A 20,570-nucleotide genomic window follows, 5' to 3' on the forward strand; every position below is an offset into this window, starting at 1 on the left:
CGCCAAGAGCCCATTCCGTTCCGACTAGATCGGAATGGGGCTCCAGATTCCTGTTCTGACGCATCTTCTTCACGCGAACCGATGTCCACTTCGCTTGAAAACGCTCTAGATTCCCTCGGGAACGGCCTGATCGCGGCCGATGAACGCGCCCTGCTTGCCAAGCTGTTGTTGCAACTTTTCGACGGAAATGTCGCGCGGAATCGTATTGCCCGACAGCGCCAGCGCCGCCGCGGTTCCCGCCGCCTCGCCCATCACGAAACAGGCACCGGAGACACGCGCTGCCGATTGCCCCTCATGGGTCATCGAAGCGCAGCGGCCGGCGACCAGCAGATTGTCGACGCCGTCAGGCACCAGCATGCGGTACGGCAATTCGTTGAAGCCGCGGCTTTCCGGGATCGGCGGAAACTCGAAGATCACGTCGCCCGGCACGTGGGATTCCTTCGGCCATCCATTGACGCCGATCGAGTCCTCGAACGAGGCGCAGCCCAGTACGTCCTCGCCTGAGAGCATGTAGCCGCCGATCACACGCCGCGTCTCGCGGATGCCGAGTTGTGGCGGCAGATCGACGATGTAGGAATTCTCGAAGCCGGGCACCGTGCGCAGGAACTTGAACGCCTCGACCGCCTGGCGGCGGCCCTCGATCTCGCCGCGGGTCATGTCGTCAGGGTCGATGCCCGAGATGGCGCCGCCGTCGCTTCGCGTCACCTGGGTGAAATTCACCCGCCATTCGATCTGCGATTTCTGCGGCCGCACGATCGCCGACTTGCGCGGGAATGTGTGCGTGCCGGCGGCCTCGGCCTCCGCCATCAGCGCCGGGATCGTCCGCCACGCATCGCCTGCTTTCGCCGGATCGATGCCGTTGAGACGGAACATCATCGAGGGGTAGAGCATGCCGCCCTTGTTGTCGCCGACCTCATAGGGCGCGCCGGCCCATACCGCGAGGTCGCCGTCGCCGGAGCAGTCGATGAAGATGCCGGCCCGCACGGCCTGCCGGCCGGCCTTGGTCTCCACCATCAGCGCGCGGATGTGTGCGCCATCCATGACGACGCCGGCGCCGAGCGCGTGGAACAGGATATCGACCTTGTGATGCGCGAGCAGATCGTCCGCGGCGATCTTGTAAGCCGCGGTGTCGTAGGCCTGCGCAAGGATCTTGCCGAGGATCAGATGCGGCGCGTTCAAGCCGCCGAGCCGGTCGATCCGCGCCAGCAAATCGGAGGCGATGCCCTGCACCACGCGGTGCATCTCGCCGAAGATGTTGGCGTGCAGCCCGCAGAAATTCGTCACGCCCGCCGCGGTGCCCATGCCCCCGAGAAAGCCGTAGCGCTCGATCAGCAAGGTCCGCCGCCCGGCGCGCGCCGCGCCGACGGCTGCCGCGATGCCGGCCGGACCGCCGCCAAGCACCACCACGTCATATTCGCCATAGACCGGGACCTGCCGCGCAGGTTCTTCGATCGTGCTCGCTCGCATCATTTCCGCCCTGAACAAAGTTGATTGGGCCAACTATGAATTGATGCGGATTGCAGTACAATCCACCAAATTATGTAATCAGCTTTCGCGAATCGAGAAAGGCGCTTGGGAAGAGCAGATGGATACGCTGGTCAACCTTGAAGCCTTCCTCGCCACCGCCGACGCCGGCGGCTTTTCCGCTGCGGCGCGCAAGCTCAACGTCGCGACGTCAGTCGTCGCCAAGCGCGTCACCCAGCTCGAGCAGCGGATCGGCACCGCGCTGTTCCACCGCTCGACCCGCCAATTGCGGCTGACCGAGGCCGGGCAGCAATATGTCCATCGCGCCCGCGGCGTCGTTGCCGATGTCGGCGATCTCCTGTCCCGGATGGGCGAGAAGCAGCGCGACCTCACCGATCATCTGCGCGTGAAGGCGCCGACCTCGCTGACGGTGGCGCGGCTCACCGATGCCTTCACGGTGTTCCAGAAACAGAACAGAAGCGTGAAGCTCGAGATCGTGATGATCGACCGCCCGGTCGATCCGGTGACCGAAGGCTTCGACATCGCAATCGGCGCCTTCCCGCATTCCTTCGGCGGCGTCGTCGACGAGCCGCTGTGCCGGCTGCCGCGGCTGTTGTGCGCCTCATCGGCGTATCTGAAGAAGCATGGCACGCCGAAACATCCGCGCGACCTGGTCGATCATCGCTGCCTCAGCTTCCTGCCGACCGGACCGGAATGGCCATTCGAGGGACCGCGCGGCCGCATCAATGTCCAGGTCCGCCCGATCCTCTCGTCAAACGAGGGCCGCGTGCTGACGCAAAGCGCGATCGCCGGCAACGGGATCGCGCTGCTCTCGCATTATCTGGTCGCGGACGCGCTGCGCGACGGCGCGTTGCAGCCGATCCTCGCCGAGTTTCCGATCCCGGAACTGTGGGTGAAGGCCGCCGTTCCCGAACGCCGCGTCAATGCCGCCGCGGTGCAGGCGCTGCTGAAGACATTGAAAAAGTCGCTGTCGCAATCGCTGTGATGCGAGATGGTCTTGCCCCTCGCATACGGACCTGAGACAAGGACGGATAAGGATCGCCCGCTTTGAAACTCCTGATGTCAGTGTCACTTGGTCTTATCATCGTAGCGACGCCCGCGGCGGCGGTCGAGACCTGCCGCTTCATCGAGGCCAAGACGGAGCGCGAGGCCTGCTACCATCGCCAGGAGCAGGATCTGGCGGCCAAGCGCAAGCCCGAGCCGACGATCACCCAGTCGAGCGAATCGAAGACGTTCGATCAGTTGCAGCAAATGCGCCGTGACGACGAAGAGGTCTATCGCAGCATGCGCGGCATCTGCCGCGGTTGCTGAGGCGCTGCCGATGAATTTGTAGGGCGGATTAGCGAAGCGTAATCCGCCGATCATCCAACGGGATGAGAGCGGCGGGTTACGCCGGAGCCTGTCATCGGGCCGCGCTCCGCGCGGACCCGGTGGGCTAACCCGCCCTACTGATTGCCACCGCCCCACCGCCCCGCACGCTTCTCGGCAAAGGACGCAAGTCCTTCCGCGGCCTCGGCGGTCTGCCGCTTCGCCGAGTGCAGATGGACGAGGCGCTTGTAGGCCTCATCGTCGACGGCCATGCCGCCGAACGAGCTTTCCATCGCCAGCTTCTTGGTCTCGGCCATCGCATCCGGGGCGTTGCCGAGCAGCTGCTCCACGACCTTGGCGCCGGCGCTCGCGAGATCGGCAAGCGGCACCACCTCATGGACGAGGCCGATGCGGCGAGCATCCTCGGCGCCGAAACGTTCGCCGGTCAGCGCGTAGCGGCGCACCTGGCGCACGCCGATGGCATCGCAGAGCTGCGGGATGATGATCGCAGCCGTCAGGCCCCAGCGCACCTCGGTGATCGAGAAAAGCGCATTGTCGGCCGCGATCACGATATCGCAGGCCGAGATCACGCCGGTGCCACCGCCGAAGCAGCCGCCCTGCACCAGCGCCACGGTCGGGACCGGCAGCGTGTTGAGGCGCTGCACCGCCTCGAAGGTGGCGCGCGACGCCGCCTCGTTCTCCTCCGATGATTTCGGCCGCACGCCGTTGATCCATTTCAGGTCGGCGCCGGCCTGGAAATGCTTGCCGTTGCCGTTCAGCACGACGACGCGCACCGGCTTGGTCGAGAGATCGTCGATCGCGGCCAGCACGCCCGCAATCAGCGCGCCGTCATAGGCGTTGTTGACCTCGGGCCGATTCAGCGTGACGGTCGCGACCCCGCGCGCATCGAGGCTCCACAGGACTGGGCTGGCCGACATGACGTTTCTCCCTCGTTCGGCATTGCTGTTGTGGCTTGTACTAACCTTGCACTATGGCGAGAGGAGATGGCTTGATCCATCACTTTCGAGCGCGCGCGACCGCGCCGCATGCATGGCGGGTTGCGCAATGCCCTGCGCTTGTGGAAACTGACGCGACTGGCTGCAAGGAATTGTTCCACCCATGCGTATTTGCATTTTCGGCGCGGGCGCTGTCGGCAGCCACTTTGCAGTTCGGCTGGCACGCGCTGGCCACGAAGTGTCCTGCGTGATGCGCGGGCCGCATCTCGACGCGGTCCGCTCCAACGGGTTGACGCTGAAGGTCGGCGACAGCAGCGTCACCGCGACGGTGAAGGCGTCGGCCGATCCTGCCGATCTGGGGCCGCAGGACGTCGTCATCAGCACGCTGAAAGCGACCGGCATCGCCGCGCTCGCAACCGGGCTGCCGCCGCTGCTTCACCGCGAGACATCAATCGTGTTCGCGCAGAATGGCATACCCTGGTGGTACGATCTCGGCCTGCCCCCGCGGCATCCCGCCATCCCTGATCTGGGCTTCCTCGATCCCGGCGGGCGCCTGCGCGGCGCGATCCCGAAAGAGCGGATCATCGGCGGCGTGATCTTTTCCTCCAACGAAGTGATCGCACCCGGCGTGGCGGCGAACCTGTCGCCGGACCGCAACCGCCTCCTGATCGGCGAGTGCGACGATCGCCGGAGCGAGCGCATCACCGCTCTGCGTGCGGCGCTCAACGACGCCGCGATCGAATCGCCCGAGGTCACGAAGATCCGCGAGACGATCTGGTCGAAGCTATTGACCAACATGTCGATGTCGGTGCTCTGCCTGCTGACGGGGCTGACCGCGCGCGCCGTCCGCGACGATCCTGCGATGCAGGACGTGATCCCGCGCCTGCTCGACGAGGCCAATGCGGTGGCGATGCACTACATTCCCGACGTCAAGCGCGTCACCCGCTCAGGACCGGCGCCGGACCACAAGCCGTCGATCCTGCAGGACTACGAGCTCGGCCGCGCCATGGAGATCGATGTGCTGGTCCGCGCCCCGGCGGCGTTTGCCCGCACGGCCGGCCTTGCAACACCGATGCTCGACCTGATGGCCGCGCTCGCGATCCAGAAGGCGCGTGACAAGGGGCTCTATCAGAGCTGACAATCCGAACACGACGATATCAAGCGGGAACATCGAACCATGCAAGTCAAGGACAAGGTCTGTGTCGTCACCGGCGGAGCGAGCGGGATCGGCGAGGCGGTGGCGCGGGCCTATGCGGAGGCCGGCGCGCGTGGCGTCGTGGTCGCGGACCTCAAGACCTCGCGCGACCGGCTCGCCAGCGTCGCCGGCGATATCGACGGGCTCGCGGTCACCGCCGATGTCGGGCTCGAGGAGGACGTCAAGGCGCTGATCGCCGCGGCCGAAGACAAATACGGCCCGGTCGACGTGTTCTTCTCCAATGCGGGACTTTCGCGCAAGGGACAGGAGACCGCGTCCGATGCCGACTGGGATGTGAGCTGGCGCGTGCATGTGATGAGCCACGTGTTCGCGGCACGCGCGCTGGTGCCCGGCATGCTCGCGCGCGGCTCCGGCTATCTGCTCAACACCGCATCCGCCGCCGGGCTATTGGCCTCGCTGAACTCGATGCCTTACGGCGTGACCAAGAACGCCGCGGTCGCGCTCGCCGAACATCTCGCCATCCAGTATGGCGATCGCGGCATCCGCGTTTCCGTGCTGTGCCCGCAATCGGTGCAGACGGGGATGACCACGCCGGGCCCGAGCGCGGCGCGCGTCGACGGCGTGCTGCAGCCCGGCGAAGTGGCAAGGATGGTGATCGAGGCGATGGCCGAGGAACGCTTCCTGATTCTCTCGCATCCCCAGGTGCAGGAATACATGCAGCGCAAGGCCACCAATCGCGAGCGCTGGCTGTCCGGCATGCGCCGCCTGCGCGATCGGATCTATGGCGGCGCTGCATCAGGCTGACGCGTAGCCCGGATGCAGCGAAGCGCAATCCGGGACGGTGTCACAGGAGGAAAAACCTGCCCCGGATTTCGCGGAGCCTGTCATCGGGCGCGCGTTCGCGCGACCCGTTGGCTCCATCCGGGCTACAAGGCTACAAGGCAAAGACTTCACCTGCTACGAATGCTTCGCGACCCAGGCCGCGAATGCGTCCAGCACCTCGGCGATCACCTCGCGGTCGTTGCGGCCGGAGCGCTTCAGGACATGAAAGGAGTGATCGGCCTCCTGCACCAGCTGGAGCGTCGCCCGCGCGCCGAGCCCCTTCACCACGGGCTCGAGCAAATCGAGCTCGGCCAGCGCATCGCGCGTGCCCTGCAGGAACAGCAAGGGGATCTTGACCTCGGCGAGATGTTTGGCCCGCTCGCTCGACGGCTTGCCGGCGGGATGCAGGGGAAAGCCGAGGAACACCAGCCCGCGCACGCCTTCGAGCGGCGCTTTGGCCTGCGCCTGCGAGGTCATGCGTCCGCCGAACGACTTGCCGCCGGCGAACAGCGGCAGTTCGCCGCAACGGCGCGCGGCCTCCGCGACCGCAGCGTGTACCGTCGCCTGCGCGACGGCGGGCGGATCGGGCCGCTTGCTGCCCTTCTCCATGTAGGGAAATTGATAGCGCAAGGTCGCGATGCCGCGCTCGGCAAGGCCGACCGCAATCGTCTCCATCGACGGATGCGTCATGCCGGCGCCGGCACCATGCGCGAACACATATGCGGCGCGCGCCTGCGCCGGGCGCAGCAACAGTGCGGACACTGAGTTGTCGCCCGAGACCGTGATCGTGAGCGGTTGTGCACTTGGCGCGTTCAAGATGACATCTCGAAGAATTGTTGCTCCGTCACTTCTAGCCGCAGGCAGCCATGCGCGCAAATGCCGCCGAGGCGAGCACGCAGCAAGTGAACTGGCTCACAGCCAACCAACATTTCTTTTGCGACATTTCCTTTGCAACATTTCCGTTGTTAGACCGAGAGCCGCCACTGTAGGATGGCACAAAGCGCACCACACGCTTAACGCGAACCTGTTTCGGCTATTTTTAGTATCTCATCAATATATGACGCGCGGGTACCGCGAATTGGGGGATGGGGCATGCCTCGCAAGACGATCTTCTTCATCGGGCTGCTGATTGTCGCCGGCGTCCTCTACCTCAAGGACGATATCGAGACGGTGGTGAGCGGCTTCCGTGTCAAGGTCGTCGACTACCAGCCGCCGGCAAAGACGGTGTGGCTGGATCAGAATGTCAGCGCCGAACGGCTGCGCTGGTTCTACCACGCCGACCAGGGCACGCGGACCTTCGGCATTCCCATCGAATGGTTCATGGCGCTGGAGCAGCCGACGGTCTGGCCGGTGCTCACCGCGGCACCGCGGCTCAGCGAGACCAATTATCTCGGCCGCTTCGGCTTTATTCCCGACACCGTGATTCCAGGCAGCCCCGATCCGCTGCCGATCGGCTTTGCGCCGAGCGGCCCGATGGCCGATGCCAACGGCGCGCCGTGGCGCAATCCGCATAGCAAGGCCGACATGAACGGGGTCGGGCTGACCTGCTCCGCCTGCCACACCGGAAGCTTCAGCTATCGCGGCACCGAGATCGTGATCGACGGCGGCCCGGCCAACACCAACCTGTTCGAATTCCAGAAGAGCGTCGGCGTCTCACTGCTGCTGACGCGGTTCTGGCCGGGCCGCTTCGCGCGCTTTGCCGAGGAGATCCTCGGCAAGGACTCCACCGTTGAGGAGCGCATGGCGCTGCGCGGCCAGCTCGATCTCGTGCTGAAGCAATACGCCAACATCAACGCGTTGGAGACCAAAGTCGCCCCCAACAGCGTCGAGGAAGGCTATGCGCGGCTCGACGCGCTCAACCGGATCGGCAACCAGGTGTTCTCGATCGATCTGAACAATCCGAACAACTACGCCTCGCATTCGGCGCCGGTGCATTTCCCGCGGATCTGGAACGCGCCGTGGTTCAGCTGGGTGCAGTATGACGGCTCGATCATGCAGCCGATGGTGCGCAATGCCGGCGAGGCGCTCGGCGTCAGCGCCGAGCTCAATCTGCTCGACGAGTCCAAGGGCCTGTTCAAATCGAGCGCGCGGATCGACGTGCTGCACGAGATGGAGCGGATGATCGCCGGCGAGCCGCCCAGCGAGGACAAGGGCTTTAGCGGCCTGGCGTCGCCGAAATGGCCGGAGAACATCCTGGGGCAGATCAACATGGATCTCGCGAAGAAGGGTGGCGAATTCTACAAGACGCACTGCCAGGGCTGCCATGGCCCGGCGATCGACAGCAAGGCGCTGCCTGCAAGCGAAGCCTTTGCGCTGTTCAAGGACAAGAAGCGCTGGATCAAGAACGACGCCGGCCAGCCACTGCTCGACGTCGAGATGATTCCGATCAGCCATATCGGTACCGACAGCGCGCAGGCCGAAGGCCTCAAAAGCCGCACCGTCGAGACGCCGGCCAATCTGAAGATCAAGGACGGCGGTTTCGGGCCCGCGCTCGGCGAACTGGTCGAGAAGACCGTCGACTACTGGTACGACCAGAACAAGACCCCGCCGGAGGATCGCAAGCGCATCAACGGCTACCGGCCGAACGAGATCCAGGCGCCGCTCGCCTACAAGGTCCGGCCGCTCAACGGCATCTGGGCGACCCCGCCCTATCTGCACAACGGCTCAGTGCCGTCCATCTACGCGCTGCTGTCGCCGGTGAAGGATCGGCCCCCAATCTTCTATCTCGGCAACCGGGAGTATGATCCCAAGGATCTCGGCTATGTCTGGAAGGACAACATCAAGAACGCCTTCGTGCTCGACACCAGCAAACGCGGCAACAGCAATTCCGGACACGAATTCTCGAACGAGAAGCGCCTCGGCGTGATCGGGCCGGAGCTGAAGGAAGACGAGCGCCGCGCCCTGATCGAGTTCATCAAGACGCTGTAGCGCTCGCGGTATAGATCAAGCGTCCTTCAACTTCGGCACGGGCTGACGGCGCGCCGGGCGGGTCATGGCTTCGAGCTCGAGCAGCTGGTTGAGCTGCTCCTCGGTCAGCAGCTTTTCCTCCAGCACGATGTCGGCGACCGAGCGGTTCTCCTTCAGCGCGCGGCGCGCCACGCGCGATGAGGCCTCGTAGCCAAGCGCCGGCGCCAGCGCCGTGATCAGGCCGATCGAGCCCTGCACCAGGCTGCGGCAACGCTCGCGGTCGGCTTCGATGCCGTCGACGCAGCGCTTGGTCAGCGTATCGATCGCCGCCGTCAGCATGCGCAGCGAGCTCAACACGCAATAGCCGATGGTCGGCTCGAAGGCATTGAGCTGGAGCTGGCCGCCTTCGGCGCACATCGTCACCGTGAGATCGTGCCCGATCACGAGGAAGGCGACCTGGTTGACCACCTCCGGAATCACCGGGTTGACCTTGCCGGGCATGATCGACGAGCCGGCCTGCACCGCAGGCAGCCTGATCTCGCCGATGCCGGTACGTGGCCCCGACGACAGCAGGCGGAGGTCGTTGCAGATCTTCGACACCTTCACCGCGACGCGCTTCAGCACGCCGGAGAACAGCACGAAGGCGCCGAGGTCGGAGGTCGCCTCGATCAGGTTCGAAGCCAGCACCATGGGTTGGCCCGACAGCCGCGACAGCTCCTCGACCGCAAGCGCCGCATAGCGCGGATCGGCATTGATGCCGGTCCCGATCGCGGTAGCGCCGAGATTGACCTCGCGGAACAGGCTTGAAATCTCGTTCAGCCGAGCGACGTCCTCCTTCACGGTGGCATGGAAGGCGTCGAACTCCTGGCCGAGTGTCATCGGCACCGCATCCTGAAGCTGGGTGCGGCCCATCTTCAGGACATCGGCGAACTCCACCGCCTTGCCCTTGAAGGCATAGGCAAGATCATCGAGCGCGCGCACCAGCGGCTGGGTGGCAAAGATCACCGCGAGCCGCAACGCGGTCGGATAGGCGTCGTTGGTCGACTGCGCCATGTTGACGTCGTCGTTCGGATGCAGCGTGTGATAATCGCCGGGCTTCTTGCCCATCAGCCGTAGCGCGACGTTGGCGATCACCTCGTTGGCGTTCATGTTGGTCGAGGTCCCGGCGCCGCCCTGGATCGCATCGACGACAAAGGACTCGGCATAGACCCTGTCGGTCGCGATCTGGGTGCAGGCCTTGTCGATCGCATCGGCCTTTTCCGGCGAGAGATAGCCGAGGCGCTTGTTGGCGCGGGCGGCCGCCTGCTTGACCAGCGCCAGCGCGCGGACGAATTCGGGGAAATGGCCGACCGGCACACCGGTGATCGGAAAGTTCACCACCGCGCGCTTGGTGTGGATGCCCCACAGCGCATTGGCCGGCACATCGTCCTCGCCGAGCAGATCGTGTTCGGTGCGGGACTGCGCCTGTTCGATCGGCACGGTGCGGACGGTCGCGATCGCGAGCTCGCTGACGCCGCCGCCATCGCCGGAGGGCGGCGCGGCGCCTGCAGTGTTGGCGGTCTCAACCTTCGATTCGGCCATCAGTCCCTCCGTTACCTGCTGCACATTTCATCGTCAGCGACACCAGCCATGATGCGCCGGACAGGCAGCGAAAGCCAATGCCTATCGGCAACGTCCTGCGCACCGGCGAACGAGAAGACGCGTCAAAACGGGATCGGCATGCGCGCCGCACCGGGAATCGAGGAGTTATCTTATCCGTCACGATAACAACAACTTATAGCTCTATGCCGCGGCTCGTCCGGCGCGAGATGCGGCTGCTTTCTCCGTCCCGTCATCGCGTGCTAGATCAGCATCGACTGGCGCAAGGGCGCTGCCGACACTGAACGAACCAAGGGCCAAAGCCGTGTCCAACAACAACGAAGCGATAGCGATCAAATTCCGCTGCCCGGCGGAGCTCGAGGGCAAGATTCCGCCGCCGGTGCCCGCGTCATTGGGTCTTCCCGGATGGCTCAAGGCGATGCCGACGCAGGCCTTCAATGCGATGAGCAATCGCGAGGAAGATACCGTCAAGCGCTGCCCGCCATTCGTCGACGCAATGACATCGGGTTTCCTGATGCCGCTGATCTGCGACCTCAAGATCGAGAATGGCGAAATGACATGGGACAACGACCTTCCGTCCGGGGGCGTGCTCGAATTCCCGCGCTCGCCGGTCGGCTTCCACGACGAAAGCCAGGTGATCGGCTCGCCGCTGTTCGAACCGGACCGCTTCGTCATCAAGTTCGTCAATCTGTGGACCATCGAGGCGCCGGCGGGCTACTCGCTGTTCTTCACGCATCCGGTCAATCGGTTCGACCTGCCGTTCACCACGCTGACCGGGATGGTCGATTGCGATCAGTTTCACGACAGCTGGATTCATTTCCCGGCGCGCTGGCACGACACCAATTTCAACGGCGTACTGCCCAAGGGCACGCCGGTTGCGCAATGCTTCCCGGTGAAGCGCGAAAACTGGGTCGCGCAGACCGCAGCGATGACGCCGGATGAAACATCGCGCGCACAGGAACTGTCGAACAGGATGGCCCGCGAGCCCGGACTCTATCGCCGCCAGTTTCGGACGTAGATCAGAGCGCAGGAGACGGCGTTACGGCGTGCCTCCCTCCATTCGTCGTCCCTGCGCAAGCAGGGACGACACCGAGTGTGTTGCGCCGCTTGTGAGTCATACACCGACACGATTTGCCCGAGCTTCGCTAGCTCAAAAACTTCGCAGCTGCGCTGGGACGGAAGAAGAAGCGGCCGTGCGATGCCATGGCCAGCGCGGACGTCGTGCGGCCGATCATTTGCGGCCGGCCGCGCAACGCCAGACGCAGATTGGCTTCGCCGGCAGCACGGTCGCCCATTTCCAGAAGACAGGCGGAGAAGCTGGTGCGCGTCAGGGGATCGTCGGGGCGCTGCGCCAGCACCTGACGGTAGAGATCCGCCGCAGCCGCGTATTCGCCATCGAGCAGCAGCACACGCGCGAGCGCGGCCAGGATATCGGGATGTCCCGGCGCCACAGCGCGGAGCTTCTCGAGAATCTCGCGCGCGCGGCCGCGCTCATTGCGATGGGGCAGGATCTGCGCGAGCAATAGCTGCAATTCGAGGCTCGCGGGCGCGAGAGCAAGCGCGCTATCGATGACGGCAACCGCCTCGTCGAAGCGGCCGGCGGCGGCCAATTGCCCGGCCAATTCCTGAAATGCGGGCAGGAACGGCGGCCGCCGCGCGGTGGTCCGCCGCAGCACATCGATCGCCTCGCTGCGGCGACCGGCACCGGCGAGCGCCGCGCCGAGCAGGGTCTCGACGCCGGGATCCTCGACGCGGCGCGCAGCACGCTCGAGCGGCGCGATCGCCTCCTCGTTGCGCCGCTGGGCCATGAGCGCCCGTGCCAGGATCGTGGCCGCGCCGACATCGGTCCGGTTTGCCTTCAACACCTCCGCCGCCAGCCGTTCGGCTTCGACGACTTGCCCCATCTGCAACGCGACCATGGCGCGTTGCAGAACCGGGGATGGGCTGGGCCCGCGATGGGAAGGAGGCGGAGGTTTCGGCATGCGGCCCGTCGTGAGATGATCTTGTCAGCCGTTATCACTGCCGCCGACAGAGCTCCAGTGAAAGTCGCATCCGGGCGGCACACGCTTGCGACATTGCAGCGCTGCGCCGACCGCAACTCCGCTGCCATGGTCCGCAATCTCGGAATCAGCCGTCGATTGGCGCAAGGAAGCTCCGAACAGACAGGATGCCGATCTGCGGAGCGGGCCAGGCGGAAAATGGCGATCCCGGGAAGAAGGCGACGATCCTTTCCTGGCAATGGCTTACGGCGACTAACGCCGCTAACAGCGCCTCACGTCATTAAAGGGCTTTTTCGGCCTGTGACTAACGGACTTGAAGGGGTTTCTCTGCGCGCGGGATTGAGCACATGACCGGAAATCCCTTGCCCGCCACTAACCGCCATCCCGCCGATCTCCGCGCGCAGATCGCCGCGCTGAAGGCCGCCGAGGCCGAGCTGCGCTCTGCACCAATTCGGTAAATCGGGAAGCGATATCTTCCGGTGTGCCGGTGTGATGACTATTTGAGGATTCGAGCGACCGCGACGCATCCGGGGACGGGCAAACGCAGGGGTCGCAATCCGCAGATCAGGAATCGAAAGGCCCTGCCAGCTTGGATAGGGCCGGCAGGGCCTGATTGATTTGAGCAACGGCTACCACCCCGTCGCTCGGCACCATCACAGTGAGAGGCTGTGACATGTCTGTATCTAAAAATCCGTCTCCCGACATTCAAGCATCCGCCGCCGCTAAGGGCGACAAATTCACCCGCGATCAGTTTGATTGGCTGCGACAGGTAGCACTCGACAGTGAGCTGCCACCTACGGCCACGCGCGTCGCGATCGCGCTGACAAAGTACTTCAACCGCGAGCATGACGGCTGGGCCTGGATGTCACAGGCCAAGTTGGCGCTCGATCTCGGCATGCCGGAGCGCACGGTCCGGTTCGCGCTGTCGGCCTTGATCAAGGCCGGCCACATGATCACCAAACGGCGCGGGCGGATGGAAACGAGCCTGTATCACCTCGCCTTGAAAGACGAGAGTGACCGGCAACCCATTGCCGATCATGACCGGCAACCCATTGCCACTCACTCCGGAGTGACCGGCAAAAATCAGCAGAGTGACCGGCAAAAACCTGCACGAGTGACCGGCAACCCATTGCCTACAAACCCTCTGAAAGAACCCTCTGAAGAATCCATTGAAGAAGAGTCAGACTCTCCTCGCCTCGATCTCGGTGAAGAAGGGCGGCGCGTCGTTCAGGAACAGACTCAGACCCTCGATGCCACCTTTGAGTCGTTCTGGAACCAGTACCCCCGCAAGGTCGACAAGGGCGCCGCCAAGAAGGCCTATACCAGCGTCATCAGGAACAAGCAGGCGACGCCGGCCGAGCTCTTGACCGGCGCCATGCGCTACGCCGCGGAGCGCATCGGGCAAGATCCAAAATACACCAAGCATGCGACAACCTGGCTGCACGCTGAGAGTTGGGCGAACGAGCCGGCCGCCACGCCGATCGCCGACACCATCGAGGACGGCAACCCGACAGCAGCGCCGCCACCGAACCGGCCACCATCCGGCAATCCCCACGAAGCCCGGCTCATGGCCCGACTCGCTGCCCTCGCCGCGAAGGGGAGCCAGCAATGAACCAGATCACCGAGACGACGGGCCAGCAGATCGTCACCGCCACCACCGGCAACAAGATCACCTTGCCGATGGTGTTCGCGGCGGCCAAACCGACAATCGAGGCAATCAAGATGATGTGGACGCCCCTGCAGTGGTGCGCGCAGCACCACGACAGGATCGGCAACGTTGTCGGTGTCGACGTGCTGGACACTCGAAAGGAGGCCTGCGCCAGAAACCGCGACGCGGCGCGGCAATGGTACGACTATATCCCAGATTGGCCGGTGCTCGATCAGGCCGAGAAGCTGTTCACCGCCGCCGAGAACACCCCGGCGCCGGCCGACTGGATGCCGATGGCCTTCGACGCCATGCTGATGGCCATGCCGAACGCCAAGAACATCTCCGAGCACACCGTCGCCGCCTACCTCGAAACGCTCGACGATCCCGAGACGTGGCAGGGATACGGGCCGGGCTTCTCGGCCGCCGTCGTGGTCCGCTCGATCCGTGAGACCATGCGGGCAAGCACCTACGTGGCAACCCCGTGCGAGCTGCTGCAGATGTTGCAGAAGCACCGCAAGCTGTTCAGGACCTGGCAATCCGATGTGCAGTGGCTACGCGATGCCCGCGACCGCGCCGAGGACATCTTGCTGAACCTGGGCGAGATCAAATTCGACATGCCCGACGATGACAGCCTGATCCCGTTCTGAGGAGCGCGCCGCCCCGAGCGGGCATGACCAAATGGAGTGCTCCGCTTGAGCAATAATTCATTCCTCGAAACCTGGCGTAGACTGCCCCTGCTCCCGCCGGGTTTCGCAAGCCCCCCTTTGAAGCCTGTGGAGCAGGCGACCCCGCCAAGCGGCCGCTCGCAAGACGGGGTCGCTGCGTGTCGGGCACCCTCAGAGCCGCCGGCCGCTACAAGCTGATCGAGCTGCGCGACTGCATCGCGCGCGTGCACATCAGCGGCGGCTGCTCCAGCACGTTGTCGCCGTCACCGACAGCATGCCTGGGTCGGATGACTGGTAGCGCTAGAGAGCGAACGCGCCGGTCCCACATCATGTCCCAAGGCACGTCGCGTGAGCGCATGACATGAAAATGACGTTGCCGAGGTATTCGTGGGTATGCCGTTCGTCACTAAAAGGTTGGGCGCCACCTGTGCAGAATCACACGCGTCCGGGAAATTGCCCGCCTCGGAGACGAAACCAGCGCCGCCAGCGATCATACTACGCTGGCCGGCGACTGGCCTCCGTAGCGCGCCGCCAGAGCGAGTGCGCGGCATCACCAGCATAAACGAAACCGCAATCCACCTCAGGGTCAGGATCGCCCACCGGCCAGCGCGGTAACGTGAACCTTCACGCCTCCGTAGCGGACCTATCCGTGGAATCCTGCGGAGACCCAAACCGGGAGGTGCAACATGCGCAAGCCTAGATCATTTGTTGCGATGGCGGCGTCTGTGGCTGTGCTGGGATTGATCGCGAGCAATCCGGCACAGGCTGATCGATTCGACGTTTGCATGAGTAATTGTACGAAGAGTCAGAACCCCGCTCACGCGGACAGCTGTGATCGTGCTTATGGTGCCTTCGCCATCGATGGTGTTAATCTGGACCTCTACTGGCCTTGTGAAGACCAGCTCCGGGACACTTGCCAACGCACCTGTGCACGTTATCTCGACGATCTCGGGCAGCCAAAGCGCGGCGGCAGTTACGGCAACCCTCGGCATTGGCAGCGGGAGGTGCTGCCGTCTGATTGGTACAAACCTGGGTGGGGGCCAGGCCGCTAACCCCCCGGGCCACCGCACACATCCCCATGTCGATTATTTTTCGATGGCCATCGAAGTGTGGCCGCGCCGCGATCGTCAGAGCATAACGCCAAACCACAGCACGAGCGCGAACAGCACCACCAGGGCGGCGGTGATGATCACTTCGCTCGTGGGGATCTTCATCGACCCGGCCTTCGCGTAAGGGACGGTGCAGCATATCACGGATGGCGCGGTCGGACTTACCGGGCCGGCGGGCTCGCCTTATGCTCGAAGTTGTAGTATTATCCTGAGATAAAACTACAAATATTGGTTAAGGCTATGTCAGATCAAGAGAAACGCCAGCGCAAGCCAGCCATCGGTTACACACGGACCAGCTCGGCGACCAACGCCGGTGAGGACAAAGACTCCGTGATCCGCCAGCGCAAGGCCATCCAGGCTTACGCCAACCGCGCCGGCTATCGCATCGTTGCTTGGCACGACGATCCCGCGGTCAAGGGCGCCGACGCGATTGACGCGCGGCCCGGCTTCGCCGCGGCGCTGGAGCAAATCGCCGGCAACGGAGTCCGCACCATCATCGTCGAGACCGCTAACCGCTTCGCCCGCGATCTCATCGTGCAGGAAACCGGATTCCGGCGCCTGCAGGCGGACGGCATTACTCTGATCGCCGCCGACAAGCCTGACTCTTTCGTCGATGATACGCCAACCGCGGTGCTGGTTAGGCAAATACTCGGCGCCGTGGCCCAATTCGACAAGGCCATGACGGTGGCGAAGCTGCGCGGTGCTCGTGAGCGCAAGCGGCGCACCGGTGCCCGCGTGGAGGGGCGGAAGCCCATCACCGAGAGCCACCCAGAGGCCGTTGCGATGGCCCGACAGTTGCGCGCGCAACAGCCGCGCATGTCACTGCGCGACATCAGCACCGCGCTCTCCGACGCCGGCATCGTCACCAAGCCCGGCAAAGGCAAGAAGCGGCCGGGCGGACAGCCCTATAGCGCGAGCGCGGTGCAGGCGATGTTGATCTAGGTCGCTCGCTCGACCTACGCGAAGCAAACGTTGCCCACGCAAGCTTGCTGCCACAGGATCGGAAGGGATCCCTCGCATAGGGTCATATGCCAGCCCATGGGCAGGACGTAATCCTTGCCTCCCACAATCTGCTCGAGTTCATCCATCGAAACTTCGCGCGGCTTTGCTTCCGCTCCGGTTTTGAGATTCGCCACAATAGGTCTCCTTTGGTTCTGCACAGCGATGGGTTCGAGCAGACTATCCCCCTGCGTTCACCCATTACGGTGACCCTGGTCACGCTCGATCGCCGAGCGCTATGCGTATGAGGTGGGCGAGGCGACGATGCACCGCGCGCTGAAGGCCGCCTGATTACATCCTCACCGTCAACCACCACCGGCCCGCCATGTGCGGGCCGTTTCGTTCGCCATTTAGCGCCACGATCCATCCGGCCCGAGCGGCAAATCTGGATGGTCGTCGCGGTTGTTCTTGTCGGGCTTCACCTTGAAACCCTGTCGAAACGCAAACCAAATGAAGCTGACCAACCCGACCACGCAAATCGGCGCGAGAATCCAGTCCGGCAAAATCGTGATCCTCCAATGGGGCCACCCCGATAGTTGGTCACCGCGACCTTGGGCCGAGTTCAACACAGATACCGGCACCCACTGCAGCCGTGGTCCTAGAGCGCGTCCGATCAGGACTGCGCCGCGGCGTCGTGATCGGCGTCGTGATCGCCAACGTGGCGCCTGATGGCGTTACGATCCGTGGCGATGAACATTGCGGCAATGGCCATCGAGACGACGGCCGCGGCGGCAAGCGCGAGATCGATCATTTGACGGCCCTCCGGGGAGTCCAGCCCCTATCGCGATATTGGCGACGGTCATCCCCGTTCGGGCAGTGTCTTTCGTCACTCAGGACGCGCGCCAGCCTCGCTCATGAGTTGGCGCGATGTCTGCCCCGACCGGACGACAAGCCGCTGTAGAGGTCTCTGGGTGGTTATCCGATCAGTAGCCACGCGATGCTGGCAAGAAGCGCAATGAACGACACCGCCACAGCGCTGGCTAGGGCAATCTCCACGCCGTCGATCCGAGCAGAATACAGCCGCATAGAAATCACCCTCCCAACGATAAGGGACCGACTGCTGCAACGGACCGGAAGTGTCCTAGTTCCTCGCAGCGGGCCGTCCATCGCGCCGCGCGATCCCGGCCGATGGGTCGGCACCGGCCGGACGGAAGGCCTCTCAGCCGCCACGGCTGGCGATCCTTGAGGCCATGCGGAACCTATGGGAGGGAACCTCCGGTTTCGCCATTCTGGTAAAAACACAAGTTCCATCAAAGGCTTATTGACTTTGATGCGGCCCGGTATATTTTAGAACGTATCGCGAACGACTCTTCGCATCGCCCCCCATCAACGCCGGCTCAACATGGGCGTGCCGCACAGTGAGAGTCTGTGCGGCGCCTCAGTGTGGCCGTGTGCCCGCGCAGCCGAGGCTATCATGCCCGCACCGCTTGGATCACGACTGCAGCCGCCTATCGGCACACGGGCGCATGAGCGAGCCAGCCGCAATCGGGACCGCGCTATCACCGTCGCACTTCGCCGCGCTGTGGCCGGTAACGCCGTCGCGGTGCTGGCTGTGAAGGCGTTGCGCCGCTGGCTGAAGCGCGCCGACGTGACGCTCGATCTCGCTGTGATCGAGGGAGTCGTGACGCTTGCCCTGCACCGGTCTCGGCATGTCGACAACGCCCTGCTCGCTCGGCTGGAACAGCTTGTCGGGCGCCTCGATCTCCACGCTGAGGCTGCTCGGCTGCAGATCAGGCCGGACGATCTCGCCGAGGTCCGCATGCTGGCCCGCGCCCTCGCCGGACAGCTGTTCACTGCTGCCTGAAGGGAACCGATTATGTCGGACATCACCACGCCGAAACTCGCCCGCGGCTGGAAGCGCCATCATGAGTTGAAGGCCGCCGACCGCGCAGCAAAGGCCGAGATCGAGGCCGGTTTGCTCATCGGGCTCGGCCGCACGCCGACGATGGCTGATCGGCTCGCATGCGAACAAATCGCCGCTCTTACGATCCTGGCCCGCGTGCTGGAACGGCGCGGCCGACTGGCGGCTGCTGGCAAAGTCAGAGACCAGATTGTCAGGGCGCAGCGCACCAACGGACTGAAGCCGGCTCCGATCGAGACGGCAAAGCCCGCTCCCGGTCAGGCGTTGCAGGACATCTTCGACAAGATCGCGAGTGAACGCGCATGAGCAAGGCGCCGACGATCATCGAGGCATTCAACAGCCCGGCGCTATTCGGCCGCTACTTCGCCGGGCCAAGCTGGGATTGCTGGCGCGCCATCCTGCACGGTGCCTTCGCCCTGCCGATGTCAGCGGCCGAGGCCGAGCTATTCCGCGACGTCACCGGCCGCGAACCGCCGGCCAAACGTGTCCGCGAACTAGACGTTGTGGCTGGCCGACGCAGCGGCAAGGACAGCGTAGCATCATTCATCGGCGCCTATGTCGCTGCGACGTTCCAACCGAACGGAAGGACGCGCCCCGGTGAACGCCCGGTGGTGCTGCTTCTTGGCGCCGATCGATCGCAGGCGCGCGGCCTCCTCAACTACGTGAAGGGATACTTTACCGAGGTGCCGGCGCTCGCCGCGCTGGTACAACGCGAGACGCAGGACGGCCTCGAATTGACTACTGGCGTCGACATCATCGTCGCAACCTCCGACTTCAGGCTGGTGCGCGGCCGCACGGTACTACTCGCCATTTTTAACGAGGTCTCCTTTTGGATGCAGGAGGGCTCGGCATCGCCCGACGTCGAGACGTTCCGCGCCGTCATGCCGGCAATGGCGACACTCGGCGACCAGGCCATGTTGATCATGATCTCCTCGGCCCATCGCCGCAGCGGGTTGCTCTATTCCAGATGGGAAAAGTTCTACGGCGTCGACAATCCGGATACCCTGGTCGTGCACACCAAGACCAGCCAGCTAAATCCGACGATCTCGCTCTCGATCATCGAGGCCGCAATGGCCGACGATCCGCAAAGCGCCGCTGCGGAATACAATTCTGTCTGGCGCGATGACCTGGCCGGGTTCTGTTCCAGAGACGATGTGCTGGCGTGCGTGGATCAAGGCGTCACCGTCCGACCACCACAGGCCAGCGTCCGCTATGTCGGGTTTCTGGATGCTTCGTCAGGCAAGGCCGACTCGACAACGCTTGGGGTAGCATCGCGTGATGGTGAGAGCGGCATCCTGCACTGCGCTCTCGAGATCCCGAGTCCTCACGATCCAATCGTAGCCCTCTCGACGATCGCGGCCACACTCAAGTCATACGGCTGCAGCGACGTCTGGGGCGACAAGTACGCCATCGGCTTCACCGAGGCCGAGCTGCGCCGTCACGGCATCAATCTGAGGCACTCCCCTAAGACGCGCTCGGATTTGTACCGCGAACTACTGCCCATGATCCGTTCGCGTCGGGTCCGAATGCTCGACATAGACCGCGCCGTCGTACAGTTCGCTGCGCTCGAACGTCGCGCGCTTCCTGGTGGTGGCGAGCGGATTGACCATCCTGCGCATGGTGACGCCAAGGACGATTTGAGCAACGCCATCGCGGGCGCGTTAGTGATGGCGACCGCCGAGGAAGGCAGCTGCCACGGCTGGATGCAATACATCGACAATGAAATGCGGAAGCACAGCGAGGCCGTCCGCGCAGTCCAGCATACCGATGAGCCGGAATTCGGCACGATACGGCCGGGACAGCGCAGCGATCTCGTCCGAGTCAGGCTGCCTGACGGCATGCAACCGGTGACAGTCTTTGGCGCCAGCGGATCCCAGTACACCGCCACACCGGAACAGGGCGGTTGGGCGTTTTGGATGTTGCCGGATGACGCGCACGACCTTCTGTCGGCGGTCTATGGCCCGCATAGCCAGTCGTGGCGGGCCACCAACCAAGAGCTAGCAGAATCCTTGCGGCGCACGAAACGCGCCGCAGCATTTGAGTAAAGGAGAGCAA

Annotated in this window: 20 protein-coding genes; 13 read left to right on the forward strand and 7 right to left on the reverse strand. The window is 64.2% G+C overall.

The features are described from left to right. Positions 1–105: 105 nt before the first annotated feature. Positions 106–1,467, reverse strand: coding sequence for an FAD-dependent oxidoreductase (locus tag Q0030_RS26685; RefSeq protein WP_298373760.1), 1,362 nt, complete (start codon positions 1,465–1,467; stop codon positions 106–108). A gap of 118 nt (positions 1,468–1,585) precedes the next feature. Between Q0030_RS26685 and Q0030_RS26690 the strand changes: the two genes are divergently transcribed. Continuing rightward, on the forward strand, positions 1,586–2,470 hold the full coding sequence (locus Q0030_RS26690; protein ID WP_298373762.1) for a LysR family transcriptional regulator: 885 nt from the start codon (positions 1,586–1,588) through the stop codon (positions 2,468–2,470). Positions 2,471–2,544: 74 nt separating this feature from the next. Next, the gene (locus Q0030_RS26695; RefSeq protein ID WP_298373765.1) at positions 2,545–2,796 is read left to right on the forward strand and encodes a hypothetical protein; all 252 of its coding nucleotides are present in this window, start codon (positions 2,545–2,547) and stop codon (positions 2,794–2,796) included. Between the two features lie 134 nt (positions 2,797–2,930). Here Q0030_RS26695 and Q0030_RS26700 read toward each other — a convergent pair whose 3' ends face one another. After that, positions 2,931–3,731, reverse strand: coding sequence for an enoyl-CoA hydratase-related protein (locus tag Q0030_RS26700; protein ID WP_298373766.1), 801 nt, complete (start codon positions 3,729–3,731; stop codon positions 2,931–2,933). Positions 3,732–3,912: 181 nt separating this feature from the next. Here Q0030_RS26700 and Q0030_RS26705 point away from each other — a divergent pair, with 181 nt between their 5' ends. Both Q0030_RS26705 and Q0030_RS26710 read left to right on the forward strand, forming a co-directional pair. Beyond that, positions 3,913–4,887: a ketopantoate reductase family protein gene (locus Q0030_RS26705; RefSeq protein ID WP_298373769.1), complete on the forward strand. Its 975-nt coding sequence runs from the start codon at positions 3,913–3,915 to the stop codon at positions 4,885–4,887. A gap of 39 nt (positions 4,888–4,926) precedes the next feature. Then, the gene (locus Q0030_RS26710; RefSeq protein ID WP_298373772.1) at positions 4,927–5,709 is read left to right on the forward strand and encodes an SDR family oxidoreductase; all 783 of its coding nucleotides are present in this window, start codon (positions 4,927–4,929) and stop codon (positions 5,707–5,709) included. 153 nt (positions 5,710–5,862) lie between these two features. On the opposite strand, the gene Q0030_RS26715 is transcribed toward Q0030_RS26710, so the two are convergent. Next, complete coding sequence (locus Q0030_RS26715; RefSeq protein ID WP_298373775.1) at positions 5,863–6,543, reverse strand: alpha/beta family hydrolase; 681 nt, start codon at positions 6,541–6,543, stop codon at positions 5,863–5,865. Between the two features lie 276 nt (positions 6,544–6,819). Between Q0030_RS26715 and Q0030_RS26720 the strand changes: the two genes are divergently transcribed. Further along, the gene (locus Q0030_RS26720) at positions 6,820–8,655 is read left to right on the forward strand and encodes a di-heme-cytochrome C peroxidase (RefSeq protein WP_298373778.1); all 1,836 of its coding nucleotides are present in this window, start codon (positions 6,820–6,822) and stop codon (positions 8,653–8,655) included. A gap of 15 nt (positions 8,656–8,670) precedes the next feature. On the opposite strand, the gene Q0030_RS26725 is transcribed toward Q0030_RS26720, so the two are convergent. Further along, positions 8,671–10,215 carry an aspartate ammonia-lyase gene (locus tag Q0030_RS26725; RefSeq protein ID WP_298373781.1) on the reverse strand — a complete coding sequence of 515 codons (1,545 nt, stop codon included), beginning with the start codon at positions 10,213–10,215 and terminating at the stop codon, positions 8,671–8,673. Between the two features lie 322 nt (positions 10,216–10,537). Between Q0030_RS26725 and Q0030_RS26730 the strand changes: the two genes are divergently transcribed. Continuing rightward, positions 10,538–11,251: a hypothetical protein gene (locus Q0030_RS26730; RefSeq protein WP_298373784.1), complete on the forward strand. Its 714-nt coding sequence runs from the start codon at positions 10,538–10,540 to the stop codon at positions 11,249–11,251. Positions 11,252–11,378: 127 nt separating this feature from the next. On the opposite strand, the gene Q0030_RS26735 is transcribed toward Q0030_RS26730, so the two are convergent. Next, positions 11,379–12,152 carry a tetratricopeptide repeat protein gene (locus Q0030_RS26735; RefSeq protein ID WP_298373787.1) on the reverse strand — a complete coding sequence of 258 codons (774 nt, stop codon included), beginning with the start codon at positions 12,150–12,152 and terminating at the stop codon, positions 11,379–11,381. A gap of 754 nt (positions 12,153–12,906) precedes the next feature. Here Q0030_RS26735 and Q0030_RS26740 point away from each other — a divergent pair. From Q0030_RS26740 to Q0030_RS26755, 4 genes are all read left to right on the forward strand, one after another. Further along, on the forward strand, positions 12,907–13,845 hold the full coding sequence (locus Q0030_RS26740; protein ID WP_298373790.1) for a helix-turn-helix domain-containing protein: 939 nt from the start codon (positions 12,907–12,909) through the stop codon (positions 13,843–13,845). Further along, positions 13,842–14,528, forward strand: coding sequence for a hypothetical protein (locus Q0030_RS26745; protein ID WP_298373793.1), 687 nt, complete (start codon positions 13,842–13,844; stop codon positions 14,526–14,528). Before Q0030_RS26740 ends, Q0030_RS26745 begins: the two co-directional genes overlap by 4 nt. Before the next feature lie 1,113 nt (positions 14,529–15,641). Further along, the gene (locus Q0030_RS26750; RefSeq protein ID WP_298373796.1) at positions 15,642–15,779 is read left to right on the forward strand and encodes a hypothetical protein; all 138 of its coding nucleotides are present in this window, start codon (positions 15,642–15,644) and stop codon (positions 15,777–15,779) included. Between the two features lie 116 nt (positions 15,780–15,895). Next, positions 15,896–16,597: a recombinase family protein gene (locus Q0030_RS26755; protein WP_298373799.1), complete on the forward strand. Its 702-nt coding sequence runs from the start codon at positions 15,896–15,898 to the stop codon at positions 16,595–16,597. Positions 16,598–16,611: 14 nt separating this feature from the next. On the opposite strand, the gene Q0030_RS26760 is transcribed toward Q0030_RS26755, so the two are convergent. Together Q0030_RS26760 and Q0030_RS26765 are read right to left on the reverse strand one after the other, a co-directional pair. Further along, positions 16,612–16,791, reverse strand: coding sequence for a hypothetical protein (locus Q0030_RS26760; RefSeq protein WP_298373802.1), 180 nt, complete (start codon positions 16,789–16,791; stop codon positions 16,612–16,614). 476 nt (positions 16,792–17,267) lie between these two features. Beyond that, positions 17,268–17,405, reverse strand: a complete 138-nt coding sequence (locus Q0030_RS26765) for a hypothetical protein (protein ID WP_298373804.1) — start codon at positions 17,403–17,405, stop codon at positions 17,268–17,270. Positions 17,406–18,068: 663 nt separating this feature from the next. Here Q0030_RS26765 and Q0030_RS26770 point away from each other — a divergent pair. Genes Q0030_RS26770 through Q0030_RS26780 form a run of 3 tightly spaced genes read left to right on the forward strand, consistent with a single transcriptional unit; the run spans position 18,069 to position 20,560 of the window. Then, entirely contained in the window at positions 18,069–18,458 is a 390-nt protein-coding gene (locus tag Q0030_RS26770) for a hypothetical protein (protein ID WP_298373806.1), read from the forward strand. Between the two features lie 12 nt (positions 18,459–18,470). Next, positions 18,471–18,821: a hypothetical protein gene (locus tag Q0030_RS26775; RefSeq protein WP_298373809.1), complete on the forward strand. Its 351-nt coding sequence runs from the start codon at positions 18,471–18,473 to the stop codon at positions 18,819–18,821. After that, a complete protein-coding gene (locus Q0030_RS26780; RefSeq protein WP_298373812.1) occupies positions 18,818–20,560 on the forward strand; it encodes a hypothetical protein in 1,743 nt (580 codons plus the stop codon). The genes Q0030_RS26775 and Q0030_RS26780 overlap by 4 nt, the downstream gene beginning before the upstream one ends. Positions 20,561–20,570: the final 10 nt, after the last annotated feature.

Origin of the sequence: uncultured Bradyrhizobium sp., from assembly GCF_947648125.1 — a bacterium.
GTDB lineage: Bacteria > Pseudomonadota > Alphaproteobacteria > Rhizobiales > Xanthobacteraceae > Bradyrhizobium.

Bases quoted from the DNA above. Each gene is read 5' to 3' on its own strand.
- Q0030_RS26755 (WP_298373799.1), top strand. From the start codon at position 15,896: ATGTCAGATCAAGAGAAACGCCAGCGCAAGCCAGCCATCGGTTACACA.
- Q0030_RS26700 (WP_298373766.1), bottom strand. From the start codon at position 3,731: ATGTCGGCCAGCCCAGTCCTGTGGAGCCTCGATGCGCGCGGGGTCGCG.
- Q0030_RS26705 (WP_298373769.1), top strand. From the start codon at position 3,913: ATGCGTATTTGCATTTTCGGCGCGGGCGCTGTCGGCAGCCACTTTGCA.
- Q0030_RS26690 (WP_298373762.1), top strand. From the start codon at position 1,586: ATGGATACGCTGGTCAACCTTGAAGCCTTCCTCGCCACCGCCGACGCC.
- Q0030_RS26775 (WP_298373809.1), top strand. From the start codon at position 18,471: ATGTCGGACATCACCACGCCGAAACTCGCCCGCGGCTGGAAGCGCCAT.
- Q0030_RS26720 (WP_298373778.1), top strand. From the start codon at position 6,820: ATGCCTCGCAAGACGATCTTCTTCATCGGGCTGCTGATTGTCGCCGGC.
- Q0030_RS26750 (WP_298373796.1), top strand. From the start codon at position 15,642: ATGGCCATCGAAGTGTGGCCGCGCCGCGATCGTCAGAGCATAACGCCA.
- Q0030_RS26745 (WP_298373793.1), top strand. From the start codon at position 13,842: ATGAACCAGATCACCGAGACGACGGGCCAGCAGATCGTCACCGCCACC.
- Q0030_RS26770 (WP_298373806.1), top strand. From the start codon at position 18,069: ATGCCCGCACCGCTTGGATCACGACTGCAGCCGCCTATCGGCACACGG.
- Q0030_RS26725 (WP_298373781.1), bottom strand. From the start codon at position 10,215: ATGGCCGAATCGAAGGTTGAGACCGCCAACACTGCAGGCGCCGCGCCG.
- Q0030_RS26685 (WP_298373760.1), bottom strand. From the start codon at position 1,467: ATGCGAGCGAGCACGATCGAAGAACCTGCGCGGCAGGTCCCGGTCTAT.
- Q0030_RS26710 (WP_298373772.1), top strand. From the start codon at position 4,927: ATGCAAGTCAAGGACAAGGTCTGTGTCGTCACCGGCGGAGCGAGCGGG.
- Q0030_RS26735 (WP_298373787.1), bottom strand. From the start codon at position 12,152: ATGGTCGCGTTGCAGATGGGGCAAGTCGTCGAAGCCGAACGGCTGGCG.
- Q0030_RS26765 (WP_298373804.1), bottom strand. From the start codon at position 17,405: ATGATCGATCTCGCGCTTGCCGCCGCGGCCGTCGTCTCGATGGCCATT.
- Q0030_RS26740 (WP_298373790.1), top strand. From the start codon at position 12,907: ATGTCTGTATCTAAAAATCCGTCTCCCGACATTCAAGCATCCGCCGCC.
- Q0030_RS26695 (WP_298373765.1), top strand. From the start codon at position 2,545: ATGTCAGTGTCACTTGGTCTTATCATCGTAGCGACGCCCGCGGCGGCG.
- Q0030_RS26780 (WP_298373812.1), top strand. From the start codon at position 18,818: ATGAGCAAGGCGCCGACGATCATCGAGGCATTCAACAGCCCGGCGCTA.